General features: G+C 74.9%; 13 protein-coding genes. 8 read left to right on the top strand and 5 right to left on the bottom strand.

What is annotated here, in order from left to right:
• Positions 1–98: 98 nt before the first annotated feature.
• Entirely contained in the window at positions 99–806 is a 708-nt protein-coding gene (locus tag V6V16_RS18345; RefSeq protein ID WP_334563631.1) for an alpha/beta hydrolase, read from the bottom strand.
• 499 nt (positions 807–1305) lie between these two features.
• Here V6V16_RS18345 and V6V16_RS18340 point away from each other — a divergent pair, with 499 nt between their 5' ends.
• Positions 1306–2277, top strand: a complete 972-nt coding sequence (locus V6V16_RS18340) for a DNA polymerase domain-containing protein (RefSeq protein WP_334563628.1) — start codon at positions 1306–1308, stop codon at positions 2275–2277.
• Positions 2278–2296: 19 nt separating this feature from the next.
• On the opposite strand, the gene V6V16_RS18335 is transcribed toward V6V16_RS18340, so the two are convergent.
• Positions 2297–2803 (bottom strand): Lrp/AsnC family transcriptional regulator, encoded by a 507-nt coding sequence (locus V6V16_RS18335; RefSeq protein ID WP_334563626.1) that lies wholly within the window; start codon positions 2801–2803, stop codon positions 2297–2299.
• A gap of 104 nt (positions 2804–2907) precedes the next feature.
• On the opposite strand from V6V16_RS18335, the gene pdhA reads away from it, so the two are divergent.
• From pdhA to V6V16_RS18310, 5 genes are all read left to right on the top strand, one after another.
• Positions 2908–4074, top strand: a complete 1167-nt coding sequence (gene pdhA, locus V6V16_RS18330; protein ID WP_334563624.1) for a pyruvate dehydrogenase (acetyl-transferring) E1 component subunit alpha — start codon at positions 2908–2910, stop codon at positions 4072–4074.
• Positions 4074–5090, top strand: coding sequence for an alpha-ketoacid dehydrogenase subunit beta (locus V6V16_RS18325; protein WP_334563622.1), 1017 nt, complete (start codon positions 4074–4076; stop codon positions 5088–5090). Before pdhA ends, V6V16_RS18325 begins: the two co-directional genes overlap by 1 nt.
• A complete protein-coding gene (locus tag V6V16_RS18320) occupies positions 5087–6442 on the top strand; it encodes a dihydrolipoamide acetyltransferase family protein (protein WP_334563620.1) in 1356 nt (451 codons plus the stop codon). Before V6V16_RS18325 ends, V6V16_RS18320 begins: the two co-directional genes overlap by 4 nt.
• A gap of 137 nt (positions 6443–6579) precedes the next feature.
• Positions 6580–8244, top strand: a complete 1665-nt coding sequence (locus V6V16_RS18315; RefSeq protein ID WP_334563720.1) for a right-handed parallel beta-helix repeat-containing protein — start codon at positions 6580–6582, stop codon at positions 8242–8244.
• A 259-nt stretch (positions 8245–8503) separates the two neighbouring features.
• The gene (locus tag V6V16_RS18310) at positions 8504–9769 is read left to right on the top strand and encodes a L,D-transpeptidase (RefSeq protein ID WP_334563619.1); all 1266 of its coding nucleotides are present in this window, start codon (positions 8504–8506) and stop codon (positions 9767–9769) included.
• 155 nt (positions 9770–9924) lie between these two features.
• Here V6V16_RS18310 and V6V16_RS18305 read toward each other — a convergent pair whose 3' ends face one another.
• Complete coding sequence (locus V6V16_RS18305) at positions 9925–10944, bottom strand: SMP-30/gluconolactonase/LRE family protein (RefSeq protein ID WP_334563618.1); 1020 nt, start codon at positions 10942–10944, stop codon at positions 9925–9927.
• A gap of 154 nt (positions 10945–11098) precedes the next feature.
• On the opposite strand from V6V16_RS18305, the gene V6V16_RS18300 reads away from it, so the two are divergent.
• Entirely contained in the window at positions 11099–11449 is a 351-nt protein-coding gene (locus V6V16_RS18300) for an STAS domain-containing protein (protein ID WP_334563616.1), read from the top strand.
• Between the two features lie 205 nt (positions 11450–11654).
• On the opposite strand, the gene V6V16_RS18295 is transcribed toward V6V16_RS18300, so the two are convergent.
• Both V6V16_RS18295 and V6V16_RS18290 read right to left on the bottom strand, forming a co-directional pair.
• Complete coding sequence (locus tag V6V16_RS18295; protein WP_334563614.1) at positions 11655–12047, bottom strand: FKBP-type peptidyl-prolyl cis-trans isomerase; 393 nt, start codon at positions 12045–12047, stop codon at positions 11655–11657.
• A 263-nt stretch (positions 12048–12310) separates the two neighbouring features.
• On the bottom strand, positions 12311–12886 hold the full coding sequence (locus V6V16_RS18290) for a hypothetical protein (RefSeq protein WP_334563612.1): 576 nt from the start codon (positions 12884–12886) through the stop codon (positions 12311–12313).
• A gap of 444 nt (positions 12887–13330) precedes the next feature.
• On the opposite strand from V6V16_RS18290, the gene V6V16_RS18285 reads away from it, so the two are divergent.
• Positions 13331–14284 (top strand): TerC family protein, encoded by a 954-nt coding sequence (locus tag V6V16_RS18285; RefSeq protein WP_334563610.1) that lies wholly within the window; start codon positions 13331–13333, stop codon positions 14282–14284.
• Positions 14285–14338: the final 54 nt, after the last annotated feature.

The raw sequence follows: 14338 nt of genomic DNA, 5'->3' as shown, positions 1-14338 counted from the left end.
CTCCCGCCGGGGACCGCTCGGCCCGGCTGCGCGGTCCGCAGCCTCCGCCGGGACCCCTCAACCCCGCCGCGGTCCGCAGGCCTCCCGCCGGGGACGCGTCAGCCCCGCCGCGTCGTCCCGCAGACCTCGCGCCGGATCTCCTCCAGGCGGTCGGCCAGCTCCCGCGGCCGGCTCAGGGCCACCGGGTGCCCGCCGTCCATCTCGTCGGGGACGACGCCCAGCCGGTCCGACACCAGCTTCCGCAGGAAGTCGATCGGGAAGAACCGGTCGCCCCGGCAGAGCAGCGCCCGGGTCGGCACCCCCGGCCAGGCGGCGAGCGGCCAGGGCTTCTCGAACGGCGTCCCCGACTGGTCCCGGGCGTTCGCCACAACCTGCTCGACCAGGGATGGCGGCAGCTCGTGGAAGAAGACGACGTCCGGGTCCTGGTCCTGCTCCGCCGTCCAGCCCTCGCGCTCCGCCTGGATCCGCCTCGCCCGCGCGTGACCGGTGCTGCTCCACCACTCGCCCGGCGACTCACCGGGGGCGGGCACCATCGGGGTCAGCAGCACGAGCAGGTCCGCGCGGACCCTCTCGCACACCAGCGGACCGGTGAACGCGCCGAACGACTGGGCGACGACGACCAGGTCGCCACGGTCCCCGACGGCCCGGACGGCGGCGTCGGCGTACTCCGCCAGCCCCGCCGAGTCGTCGGCGCACGGCAGGTCGACCGCCACCACGTCGTGCCCGCGGTCACGCAACTGCTGCGCCAGCAGGTGCCAGTACCACGGCCCGCTGGCCGCGGGGGGAATCAGCGCGTACGTCGCCATTGCCGGTGAACCTCCAGGTCCGTCGAGTGCCGATATCCGAGGTGGGGTGGGGGCGGAGCACCGGTGCGGTGGCGTCGGTGGACGCACCGGCCGCGCTGCCACCCCCGGCGGCGCACCCTCGCCACGAACCCCTCGCCACGACCCCTCGCGCCGCGACGCCCCGGCCCGTGGTGACCCGCCGTGCCCGGACCGTAGCCCACAGGTGTGACGTCCGCCGCCAGCGCCGCAGCGCCACCGCCCGCCGCCCCAGCCCGCACCCGGCGTTGCCCCGCCGCTCCCTGCCCCCCCGCTCCCTGCCCGCGTCCCGCCCTGCCTCGCCCGCGATCTTGCACTTCGCGCCCGCACGAAGCGGACATGTCGCTCGAACCGAGGGCTGAAAGTGCAAGATCGCGGGGCGCGGGGCGCGGGGCGCGAGGCGTGAGGCGTGAGGCGCGGGGGCGCGGGGCGCGGGGTGGTGTGACGGGGGGTGTCGGGTGGGTGGGCGGGTTACGGTGTGGGCGTGGCGACGCCGGCCGAGGAGATTCGGGTGGGGGAGCGGCTGGTCCGCCTCTCCAGCCCCGACAAGCCGTACTTCCCCGAGCTCGGGCTCAGCAAGCGGGACGTGGTGTCCTACTTCCTGGCCGTCGGCGACGGCATCCTGCGCGCCCTACGGGACCGGCCGACCATGCTGGAGCGGTGGCCGCGCGGCGTGTTCCCGGGGGCGAAGATCGGCACCCGGCAGGACAACCGGGGCGACGCCTTCTACCAGAAGCGGTTGCCGGCGGGGGCGCCCGAGTGGGTGCGTACCGCCCACATCACGTTCCCGAGCGGGCGTACGGCCGACGAGATCGCGCCGAGCGAGCTGGCGGTGGTGATCTGGGCGGCCAACCTGGGCACCCTGCGGTTCCACCCGTGGCCGGTCTCCGCCGGCGACGTCGAGCGGCCCGACCAGCTCCGCATCGACCTCGACCCGATGCCGGGGGTGGGTTTCGAGCAGGTGGTGCCGGTGGCCCACGAGGTGCGCGCGTTCCTCGCCGAGCTGGGCCTGACCGGGCATCCGAAGACCACCGGCGGGCGGGGCCTGCACGTCTATCTCTCGATCGAGCCCCGGTGGAGCTTCGGCGACTGCCGCCGGGCGGTGCTGGCACTGGGCCGGGAGATGCAGCGCCGGCTGCCGGAGCTGGTGACGACCACCTGGTGGCGCGAGCAGCGGGACCGGCCGGTATTCATCGACTACAACCAGATGTCGCGGGACCACACGATGGCCTCGGCGTACTCGATCCGCCCCACCCCGCGGGCGCTGGTCTCCGCGCCGCTGGACTGGTCGGAGCTGGACGACGCCCGGCCGGAGGACTTCGACGTGCGTACGATGCCCGCCCGGTTCGCCCGGCGCGGCGACCCGCACGCGGGCCTGGACGACCGGCGCTTCTCCCTGCAACCGCTGCTGGAACTGGCCGACCGGGAGGGGCTGGAGGCTCCGCCGGAGCGCTGAGCCCGCCGGCCGCGCCGGTTCAGCGCCACGGGCTGCGCTCGCCGTCGAACTCCTCGAACACCAGCCACGTGCGGGTGGAGAGCACCCCGGCGATGCTCTGCACCCGGCCCAGCACGACGTCGCGCAGGGTGGCGTTGTCCGGCGCCCGGACCAGGGCGAGGACGTCGTGGTCGCCGCCGAGCAGGGCGGCGTGCTCGATGTAGCGCACCCGGGCCAGCTCCGCCGACACCTCGCGCCAGGTGTTCTGCTCGATCTTCAACGCCACGTACGCCGAGGTGCCCAGCCCCGCCGCCTCGGGCGCGACCTGGGCCCGGAAGCCCCTGATCACCCCGTCGCGCAGCAGCCGCTCCACCCGGGCGTACGCGTTGGTGCGGGAGATGTGGATCCGCTCGGCGAGGGTGCGTACCGAGGTGCGCCCGTCGCGGACCAGCTCGTCGAGGATCCGCCGGTCGACCTCGTCCAGCGCTCGCGCCGAACGTCCCGTTCCGGCCGCCGGCTCCGCTGCGCCACCGGACTCCTGGCTCACTGTGCCGCCCTTTGCATGCCGTCCGTCCCGCGTTTGGCCCGGATCTTGAGTCAATCATCCGACAGCAGGAGCATAGGCCCACCACACGTCCAGGAGGTCCCGCCGTGACGACCACACCCCAGGCGGTCCGCAGGGCATCCCCGCGCAACCGCCGGGCGGCCACCCCGCCCGACCCGGCCAAGCCGCTGCTCCCGGCCACCGAGCCCGTCCGCCTGCTCGACCCGGACGGCACGCCGCTGCCGGCCCCCGCCGACTACCCCGAGCCGCCCGTCGAGGCGCTCGTCGAGATGTACCGGCGGATGATCGTCGGCCGCCGCTTCGACGTCCAGGCCACCGCCCTGACCAAGCAGGGCCGGCTGGCGGTCTACCCGTCCTCGCGCGGGCAGGAGGCCTGCCAGGTCGGCGCCGTCCTCGCCCTGCGCGACACGGACTGGGTCTTCCCGACCTACCGTGAGTCGATGGCGCTGGTCGCCCGGGGCATCGACCCGGTAGAGGTGCTGACCCTGCTGCGCGGGGACTGGCACTGCGGGTACGACCCCGCCGCCCGGCACACCGCCCCGCAGTGCACCCCGCTGGCGACCCAGTGCGTGCACGCCGCCGGGCTGGCCTACGGCGAGTCGTACCAGGGGCGGGAGACCGTCGCGCTGGCGTTCATCGGCGACGGGGCGACCAGCGAGGGCGACTTCCACGAGGGCGTCAACTTCGCCGCCGTGTTCAAGGCCCCGGTCGTCTACTTCGTGCAGAACAACAAGTACGCGATCAGCGTCCCGCTGTCCCGGCAGACCGCCGCGCCGTCGCTGGCGTACAAGGGCGTCGGCTACGGCGTGCCCAGCGAGCAGGTCGACGGCAACGACCCGGTGGCCGTGCTGGCCGTGCTCACCCGCGCGGTCGAGCACGCGCGTTCCGGCAAGGGCCCGTTCCTGGTCGAGGCGCACACCTACCGGATGGAGGCGCACACCAACGCCGACGACGCCACCCGCTACCGCGACGGCGCCGAGGTCGAGGCGTGGCGGGACCGCGACCCGGTGGCCCGGCTGGAGACCTACCTGCGGGCCCGCGGCGCGCTCGACGACGCGCGGGTCGCCGCGGTCGCCGAGGAGGCCGAGGCGTACGCCGCCGACCTGCGCACCCGGATGAACGCGCAGCCGACGGTCGACCCGCTGAGCCTCTTCGATCACGTCTACGCCGAGCCCACCCCGCAGCTGGTCGAGCAGCGCGAGCAGGTCCGCGCCGAGCTGGCCGCCGCCCAGGACGAGGAGGGTGAGCGCTGATGGCGACCCTGACCATGGCGAAGGCGCTCAACGCGGCGCTCGCCGACGCGATGCTCGAAGACGAGCGGGTGGTCGTCTTCGGCGAGGACGTCGGCGCGCTCGGCGGCGTCTTCCGGATCACCGACGGCCTCCAGGCCCGCTTCGGCGACAAGCGCTGCTTCGACACGCCGCTCGCCGAGGCCGGCATCGTCGGCTTCGCCGTCGGCATGGCCATGTCCGGGCTGCGCCCGGTGGTCGAGATGCAGTTCGACGCGTTCGCGTACCCGGCGTTCGAGCAGATCGCCTCGCACGTGGCGAAGCTGCGCAACCGCACCCGGGGCGCGCTCAGCGTGCCGATCGTCATCCGGGTGCCCTACGCCGGCGGCATCGGTGGCGTCGAGCACCACTGCGACTCCAGCGAGGCGTACTACGCGCACACCCCCGGCCTGAAGGTGGTCACCCCGGCCACCGTCGAGGACGCGTACTCGCTGCTGCGCCAGGCGATCGACGATCCCGACCCGGTCGTGTTCATGGAGCCGAAGAAGCTCTACTTCTCCAGCGCCCAGGCGGAGCTGCCGGCCAGCACCGCGCCGATCGGCCGGGCGGTCGTGCGCCGCGCCGGCCGCGACGCCACCCTCGTCGCGTACGGGCCGGCGGTGCCGGTCGCGCTGGAGGCCGCCGAGGCCGCCCGTGAGGAGGGCTGGGACCTGGAGGTCGTGGACGTACGCAGCGTCGTGCCGTTCGACGACGAGACCGTCACCGCCTCGGTGCGGCGTACCGGCCGGTGCGTGGTGATCCAGGAGGCCCAGGGCTTCGCCGGGGTCGGCGCCGAGATCGCCGCCCGGGTGCAGGAGCGTTGCTTCCACGCCCTGCACGCCCCGGTGCTGCGGGTGTCCGGCCTGGACATCCCGTACCCGGCGCCGATGCTGGAGCACACCCACCTGCCCTCGGTGGACCGGGTCCTCGACACGGTGGCCCGGCTCCAGTGGGACGACCAGCCCGACGAGCGCTGGCTGGACCGGGGGAGCGCGGCGTGACCACCGTGGACGGGACGCAGGTCTTCCTCCTGCCCGACCTGGGCGAGGGGCTGAGCGAGGCCGAGATCGTCGAGTGGCGGGTCGCCGTGGGCGACGTGGTCACGGTGGACCAGAGCGTCGTCGAGGTGGAGACCGCCAAGGCCGTGGTCGACGTCCCCTGCCCGTACGCCGGGCGGGTCGTGGCCCTGCACGGCGCGGCGGGCGAGACGCGCCCCGTGGGCCAGCCGTTGATCACCATCGCGCCGCTCGCCGCGGACGGCACGGCCGCTGCGGAGCCCGCCGGGCACGCCACCTACCGCGAGGAGGAGCGCGCCGGCTCCGGCAACGTCCTCATCGGGTACGGCACCGGCCACGGCGGCGCGGGACGGCGGCGGCGCCGGCCCCGCCTGGCGGTGGCCCCCGAACCCGCCCCGGCCGCCCCGGTGCCGGCGACCCCGGTCGCCGAGGCGCCCGGCGCGGCGGCACCCCTGGTCATCTCGCCGATCGTGCGCCGACTGGCCCGCGAGCACGGCGTCGACCTGGCCGCCCTGCGGGGCACCGGCCCGGGCGGCGTGGTGCGGCGGGCGGACGTGGAGGCCGCGGCGACCCAGGCGGCGACGCCGGCCGCCCGGCTGGCCGCGGTGCCGGACGAGGCCGCGACGCCGGCGCCCTCCGGCGGGGAGGATCTGGTCGTTCCGCTGACCGGCATCCGCAAGGCGATCGCCGACAAGCTCTCCCGCAGCCGGCGGGAGATCCCCGAGGTGACCATCTGGGTGGACGTGGACGCCACCGCGCTGTTGGAGACCCGCGCGGCGATCAACGCCGCGACCCCGGACGCGCCGGTGGGCGTCCTGGCCCTGCTGGCCCGGATCTGCCTCTCCGGGCTGCGCCGGTACCCGCAGCTCAACGCCCGGGTCGACACCGAGGGCCAGCGGATCGTCCAGTCCGCCGGGGTGCACCTGGGCATCGCCGCCCAGACCGACCGGGGGCTGGTCGTGCCGGTGCTGCGCGACGCGCAGCGGCTCACCACCGCGGAACTGGCCGCCGAGCTGGCCGCGACCACCGCGGCGGCCCGGGCGGGCACGCTGGCGCCGGCGCGGCTGACCGGCGGCACGTTCACGCTCAACAACTACGGTGTCTTCGGCGTGGACGGCTCCACCCCGATCATCAACCATCCGGAGGCGGCGCTGCTCGGGGTGGGACGGATCGTGGACAAGCCCTGGGTGGTGGACGGGCAGCTCGCGGTGCGGAAGGTGACCCAGCTCAGCCTGACCTTCGACCACCGGGTCTGCGACGGCGGGGTGGCCGGCGGCTTCCTGCGGCACGTCGCCGACTGCGTCGAGCGGCCGGCGCTGCTGATCGCGAACTCCTGACCCCGGCCACGACGGCCCCGGCCCGCCACCCGGCGGGCCGGGGCCGTCGCCGTCGCGGGCCGCGTTTCCCCGCGCCGGGGCCGGGAACGCGGGCCGGGCAGTCTCGCCGAGGGGAGGACGAGGTGACCGACCTGCACATGCCCTCCGCCGGCGGCGTGCGCCGCCACCCGGTCGCGGGTGCCCCGCTGCTCTGCGACGCCCGGGAGCACGGCATGACCGGCGACGGGGCGAGCAACGACCAGCCGGCCCTGGCCGCGCTGGTGGACCGGCTGGGCGACGCGTACGCCGCCGACGGCCGGGTCCGGATCATCTACTGCCCGCCCGGGGTCTACTCGATGCGGAACGCGGGCACCGTGTGGCGCAGCGGGGTGTCGCTCGTCGGGGCGGGACCGGGCGCGACCCGTTTCGTGCTCAGCAACGCCGGCAACCGGGCCGACCCCGCGCCGCTCGCCTTCCACACCACGCTCCTGCACGGCGCCGACCGCGACCGGCACCTGGCCGACTGCACCTTCGCGGACTTCGAGATCGACGGTTCGGAGGTGGCGTCGGCGGACTACAACCCGCTGGCCAAGGGCCTCGGCCTGCAGTACGTCGTGCGGGGCGTCTTCCGCAACCTCTACATCCACCACACCGCCGCCACCGGCCTGGGCTGCGACTTCCTCCAGGACTGCCTGATCGACGGGGTGCTGGTGGTCGGGTGCGGACGGCTGGACAACGGCACGGAGATGGGCGGCGCGGGCATCGGCGTCGGCGTCGGCGGCTGGGGCAGCGTCGAGCGGTTCAACGTCGTCAACTGCAGCGCGGTGGGCAACGCCACCAACGGCATCTTCCTGGAGCTCCAGGAGGCGGACCACCTGCGTCCGCGCGGGATAAGGATCATCGGCTGCCACGCCCAGGGCAACCGCTTCGGCATCTCCGACTGGGGGGCCAACGGCCTCATCGTCTCCGCCTGCACGATGACCGGCAACCTGGAGGCGGGCTTCCACGTCTCCGCGAAGGGCACCACGCACACCGCCGGGCGCGGCGGCATCCTCACCGACTGCGTTATCGACGGAAACCTGCGCGACGGGGTCAGCATCGGCGACACCCCCGGCCCGTACACGATCCGCGGCAACCGGATCAGCGGCAACGGCCGGTACGGCTACCACCAGCGCGACCTCGGCGGCTCGGAGGAGCACGTCGCCGAGGAGATCGTCATCGAGAGCAACGACTTCTACGGCAACAGCGCCGACGCGATCCGCATCGACCGCCCGCTGCGCGACGCGATCGTGGTCGGCAACCGGATCCGCAACAACGGGCGGCAGTGGGCGCCGGCCACGAGCGGGCAGGGCGACTCGGTGCGGTACACCGAGAAGTCGGTGGTGGACCGGCGGGCGACCTGGCCCAACGACGGTCACCGGGGCAAGGTGCTGCGGGTCGGTGCCCGGATCGCCGTGGTGGCGGCCAACGACGACACGGAACTCACCCTCGCGCCCATCCGGCCCGACTCCCACAGCGGGTGGAGCGGGGGCACGCCGCATCCGGGGACCCGCTACGAGCTGCCCGCCGGGCCGCCGGTGCGCGCCGGTATCGCGATCAACGCGACCGTCGACTCGGCCACCATCCGGGACAACCGGATCTGGGACAACCGGGACCCGAGCCGACAGAACCACGGTCTGTGGATCACGGAGCGGGGCAGGTGTGTGGACTGCCGGGTCGAGGAGAACGACCTGGCCGGCAACGCGGACGCCGCCATCCGGATGGACACCCCGCCGGTCGGCGGCCGCTGGGAACGCAACCACGGCCACCACGACCGGACGTGAATTCGCCGAGGCGGGCCCGCTCGGGGCCGGAACCGCCCGTACGCCCGCAACCGGGACGGAGCGGCACGCCGGGCCACGACGACAGCGGGCGGACGGAACCGGGCGCGATTCGGTAGGCGGGGACGGACACCCATATCCCGGTGCAGTCCGGTAATTGCTTCCCGCAATTGACGCGCCGATTCCGTGGAAATTGCGATCCGGTCCCGCGTGGAGTGGAGAGAATGTGGCCCAGGGACACCAATCAACGGGGGGACGCATCATGAAGTTGAGGCGGCGACTGACGGTGCTGGCCGTGACTATCGCGGCCACGCCGTTGGCCCTCGGCGGGTGCACCGCCGACCGTGAGCCGGACGCCCGGCCCGCGCAGGGGCGGGTGGCGGCCCCGGAACTGACCGTTACACCCGCCGACCGCTCCCGCGAGGTGCCGGTCACCGCCGAGGTGGGCACCGCGGTCAGGAACGGGAAGGTCACCGCCGTCCGGATCACCGACGACAAGGGCGCGCGGGTCGCGGCGGAGCCCCGGGAGGACGGCTCGGCCTGGGTACCGTCGACTGCCCTGCAGCCGCGACGGACCTACACCGCGGAGGTGACGGCCACGGGCGACGCGGGGACGACCACCACCAGGAAGACCACCTTCACCACGATGCCGAAATCGAACAAGCCGCAGATCACCAGCACCCTGTATTTCGCCGGTAAACGGACGTACGGCACCGCCATGCCGGTGAGCGTCGCCTTCGACCCGCCCATTCCGAAAGAGGCCAGGGCCGACGTGCAGCGCCGTTTGTTCGTGAAGACGGACCCGCCCCAGCCGGGTGTCTGGTCGTGGGTCTCCGACGGCAGTCAGGCCTATTACCGGGCCCCCGACTTCTGGCGTCCGGGAACCACCATCAGCGTGCGGGCCGGGCTGGAGGGGCTGCCGATCGGCAAGGACCACGTCGGCGACTCCGACCGCACCGCCACCTCGCGGATCGGCCGGCAGGTGGCGCTGGAGATCGACAACTCGACCAAGCAGATGTCGGTGCTGCGCGACGGCAAGGTGGTCCGCAGGATCCCGGTCAGCCTCGGCAAGCCGAGCACGCCGACCTCCAGCGGCAAGATGGTGATCATGGAGAAGCACCAGCAGACGACGTTCGACACCCGGGGGTCGGCCGATCCCTACGTGGTCGACGTCGAGGACGCCCAGCGGTTGACCTGGGGCGGCGAGTTCATCCACGGCGCGCCCTGGTCGGAGGGGGACCAGGGCAGCACCAACGTCTCGCACGGGTGCACGAACGTCTCCGCCGCCGCCGCGGACTGGCTGATGGGGGTCACCCAGGTCGGCGACCTGGTCACCGTCAAGGGCACCGAGGTGCCGCTCGGCGAGGGCAACGGCTGGACGGCGTGGAACGTCGGCTGGGCCGAGTTCGTCAGGGGCAGCGCGCTGCCGGTGCCCGCCGCGCTCGGGCCGGCGCCGTCGGCGGTCCCGCACCCGGGGGCGGTGGCCGGGGGCTCGCCGGCGCCGGCGCCGTCCGTCCGGGGCGGCTGACCGACGGTACGCACACCCGGGACCGGTCCGCCGCCACGCGGACCGGTCCCGGACGTGAGCGCCCCGTCCCGCAGGCGCCCTGCCGCAGACGGCCGCTCCGGCCGCTCCGGCCGGTCCGGACGCGCCGGCCGTTCAGGGCCGGGGTCGACGTGGGCTCAGGCCAGCGGCACCCGGGCGACCGCGCGGCCGGTGAGGGTGCCCAGCCAGAGCCGGCCGCCGTGCTGGCGTACGCCGGTGATCATGTCGTATCCGCCGCGCGGGCCGTGCAGGCTGCGCAGCACCCGTCCCTCGCCGTCGACCAGCGCGACCAGGCCGTAGCGCAGCGGCTTCGGCTGCGCCGCGGCCGGCAGCAGCGCCACCAGCTGGCGCAGCCGCGGGTGGGGCAGCAGCCGCTCGACCAGCGGCACCCGGGGGCTGGGCAGCGCGATCCAGTACGTGCCGTCGCCGACGGCGGTCAGGTTGTCCGGGTACGCCGGCAGGTCGGCCAGCACGGTGACCACGCCGCCGGGCAGGGAGACCCGCACCAGCCGGTGCGCGGCGGTCTCCACCAGCATCAGCGCCGACTCGTCGGGGGTGAGCGCGATCCCGTTGGGGAAGTAGAGGCCCGCGCAGACCACGTCGGTGCGCCCGCTGCGCCGGTCGTAGGCCAGCACCCGCCCGTTGGGGCGGTGCTCCAGCAGGTCCCGCTTCCAGTGCGACAGCGGGAACCGGTCGGACGAGTCGGTGAAGTAGACCGTGCCGTCGCGGGCGACGGCGGCGTTGTCGGCCAGGTGTGCCCTCGCCCCCACCCCGCCCAGCTCCCGCACCGCCCCGTCGTCGGTCACCCGCAGCAGCCCCCGGTACGCGTCGCAGACCACCAGGCTGCCGTCGATCGGGTCGACCTCCACGCCCAGCGGTCGGCCGCCGGTCTCGGCGAGCGGCCGGGGCAGGGTTCCCGGCGCGGCGTCCACGGGCCACCACCAGAGCCGGCCGTCCGCCGTCCCGCTGACCACCCGGCCGGACGGGTCGACGACCACGTCCTCCGGGCCGGACGCGCCGTCGGGCAGGGGCAGCAGCTCGACGGAGTCGAGTCGCCGGTCGACCGGCGCCCACGGGCCGTCGAGGGGCGGCGCGACGGTGGCGGGTTCGCGGACGGGACGGATCAGCCGGGGCACCCGGGGACGGGGAGGGACCATCGGCCCATTCTCGCCCGCCGACGTCATCCCGGCGAGGCGGCGCGTATCCCCCCTGAGAGGGATCGGGGGAGCCCCCGGGTCTGACCCTGGGCGTACCCGGATCCGGTCCCTGGGCAGGGCGGAAATGTCGGTGGCGGGGGCTAGATTCGTGGGCATGGGACAGCGCGACGACCGGCTCCACGTGGAGATGAGTGTGGCCGACGACGCGGTGGACGTGCGGGCCGTCGGGGAGATCGACATCGCCACCGTCCCCGCGTTCCGCTCCGCGCTCTGGGCCGCCCCGGTCCGGCCCGTGCTCCGGCTCGACCTCTCCGGCGTCCGCCTGCTCTCCGCCGCCGGGCTGCGGACGCTGGTCGCCGCGCACCTGCGCGTCCGCGCCCGGGGTGGGGAGCTGGTGCTGCTGCACCCCGACCCGGTGGTCGGGCGGGTGCTGCGGGCGACCGGCCTGCACCGGGTCATCCCGATCGTCGACCGGTGCGCCGAGCGGGAACTGGTGCCCTGCTGACCCGGGGCTGACCGTGGCGGCCGTGGGTGCCGGGAACGAGACGGTCACCGCTTCGCGGGGCGGGCCGGTGCCGACGGCGCTCTCCGCCATCCGCACCGGCCCGGGCCCCGGCGGTCAGCCGGCACCGGCACGCCCGTGCCGGAGCGGGCCTTCGCCTACCCGCGCGCCGAGCGCCTCGCCGTCCGCCCGGCGGGCGGCCGTCCGCTCAGCGGACGTCGAGCAGGTCCACGACGAAGACCAGGGTCTCGCCCGGCTTGATGACGCCGCCGGCGCCCCGGTCGCCGTAGCCGAGGTGCGGCGGGATGGTCAGCCGGCGCCGGCCGCCGACCCGCATGCCCACGACGCCCCGGTCCCAGCCGGAGATGACCTGTCCGCCGCCGAGCGGGAACTCGAACGTCTCGCCCCGGTTCCACGAGGAGTCGAACTCGCGGCCGGTGGAGTGCGCCACCCCCACGTAGTGGACGCTGACCAACTGCCCCGGCTCGGCCTCCGGCCCCTCGCCGACGGTGATGTCGTCGATGACGAGATCGGCGGGCGGCGCGCCCTCGATCGGCCCCACCTCGGGCTTGCCCGAGCCCGCGCCTGCTGCCTGGTTCATTCGGGAGTCTCCTGCCGCTTCGGTACTGATGTCCGGTCACCAGAGATCCTGCCGGACGGCCGCCGGCCGGTGCACGCCGGTCCCGGAATCCGGCCGACCAGGATGCCTCCGGTCGCACCGGGCCGCGGCCGCGGGCACACCGGCAGGCGGGACGCGGCCGCGGGCACCGGCGGGCGGTGCGGGAGGGGGCCGCAGGCGTGGCGGGGCGGCTGGGAGCGGGCGTCACCGGTGGCGACGCCCGCTCCCAGGTGGTGTCGACCGGGTCACCGCAGCCAGGGGAACCGCCGTACGACGGGCAGCTTCGCCCACGGTCCGCCCAGGCCGAGGGTGGCGCCGGCGTCGACCAGCGCGAGGCCGACCAGCAGCGCCGCGTGGATCAGGTGCTCGTCCATGAACGGGTTGGTCTCGGGAGGCAGGACGACCGTCCACATCATCACGTAGAGCGCCGCGCCGGCGACGGCGGCGACCCGCATCCCGATGCCGAGCAGCAGCGCCACGCCGATCGCGGCCAGGCCGATCATGAAGAGCACGTCCGCCCAGGCGGCCCCGGCGATGCCGCGGTAGAAGCCCGCGAACGGGCCCGCCGCGCCGAAGCTCAGGAAGCCCTTGGTGGGGCTGCCCCCGTTGATCCAGGCGTTCTTCGCCTCGGTGGCGTACCCCAGGCCGAAGAGCTTGTCCAGGAACGCCCAGAGGAAGGTCCAGCCGAGGGCGATCCGGATGCCGGCGAAGACATAGCGGATGGCCCGCTCCCGGGCGCCCTCGGCGACGTGCCGGGGCTGCGCCACCGCGGTGTCGGTCCCGGCGGTGCTCCGCTCACTCGTCGCGGTCATCGTCCCCACGTCCCTTCGTGTGCCTCGCACCGCGCTTTCCCGGTGGCATCTCCATTGGACGCCCCCCGGCGTGGGCCCGGCAGGGCCGACCGGGCCCCCTCGACCCGGGACCTTGGACCCGTCCCGCGCCGGCCCGTCCGGCCGTGCCGGAGCGGTCCCTCGGCCCTGATCCGCCGGGCCGCGACGGCCGTAGCGTCGCCGGTGGGCGAGGCGCGGGACCGTCCCGCACGGCTCGTCTCCCGTCGCCCGGCGGCGGCCGGCCGGGGCCGCGACGTCGGGGCGGGGCGGACCGGCCCTCGGCGCGGACTTCGCCGGACCGCCGTCGGCCGGTGGGCGGCTCGCCTAGGCTCGGCAACGGAGGCGTTCCCGGGTCGTCGCCGGGACGCGGGTGTCGCGCCCGAGGCCGGGGCGCGGCCGGGCAGCAGCCGCCGTCGTGGATGCGGAGGACGCCGGGTGGACGAGGCGACGTTCGCGGCGCCCTTCTGGGCCTGGGCGGCGGTGAGCGCGGTCATCGCCGTCATGCTCGCCGTCGACATGCTCTCGCACCGCGACAACCACGTGATCGAGCTGCGCGAGGCGCTGGTGTGGAGCGGCGTCTGGATCACCGCGGGGCTCACCTTCGGCCTCGTGGTCTGGCTCTGGCGGGGCGGCGAGCCGGCCGTGGCGTACTACTCCGGCTACCTGCTGGAGAAGGCGCTCTCGGTCGACAACGTCTTCGTCTTCGCGCTGCTGTTCGGATACTTCCGGGTGCCCGCCGCGTACCAGCACAAGGTCCTCTTCTGGGGCGTGCTCGGGGCGCTCGTCTTCCGACTGGCCTTCATCTTCGCCGGTGCGCAGCTGCTGGAGCGGCTGACCTGGGCCGGGGTCGTGCTCGGCGCCTTCCTGATCTGGACAGGGTGGCGACTCGCGGTGCGGGGTGAGCCGGACGTCGACCCGGACCGCAACGTCGCGGTCCGGGCCTTCCGGCGGCTGGTGCCCACCGAGCCGCGCTACCACGGCGGCCGGTTCACCACCCTGGTCGACGGCCGGCGCAGGGCCACGCTGCTGCTGGTGGCGCTGGTCGCGATCGAGGCCACCGACGTCATCTTCGCGATCGACTCGGTGGCGGCCATCCTGGCCATCACCACCGACACGTTCCTGGTCTGGACAGCGACGGCGTTCGCGGTGCTCGGCCTGCGCAGCCTCTACTTCTGCCTGGCCGGGCTGCTGCGGCACTTCGGCCACCTGCGCTACGGGCTGGCCGTGCTGCTGGCCTTCGCGGGGGCCAAGCTGATCCTCGCCGAGACGCCGGTGGGGAAGCTGCCGGTCTGGCTCACCCTCGCGGTGGTGGTGCTGACGCTCGCCGTCGCCATCGGGTGGAGCGTCGTCGGCGCCCGCCGGGAGCGACGCCGCCGGGCGGCCGGCTGACCCGCGCGGCCGCCCGACCGGGGCCGGCGCGTCGGCTCGGCCCCGGGCGAGCCT

This window comes from Micromonospora sp. CPCC 205561 (assembly GCF_036906775.1).
Taxonomy (GTDB): domain Bacteria; phylum Actinomycetota; class Actinomycetes; order Mycobacteriales; family Micromonosporaceae; genus Micromonospora.
Note: the sequence above shows the minus strand (reverse complement) of the source record. Positions and strands in the feature narration are given on the sequence as shown.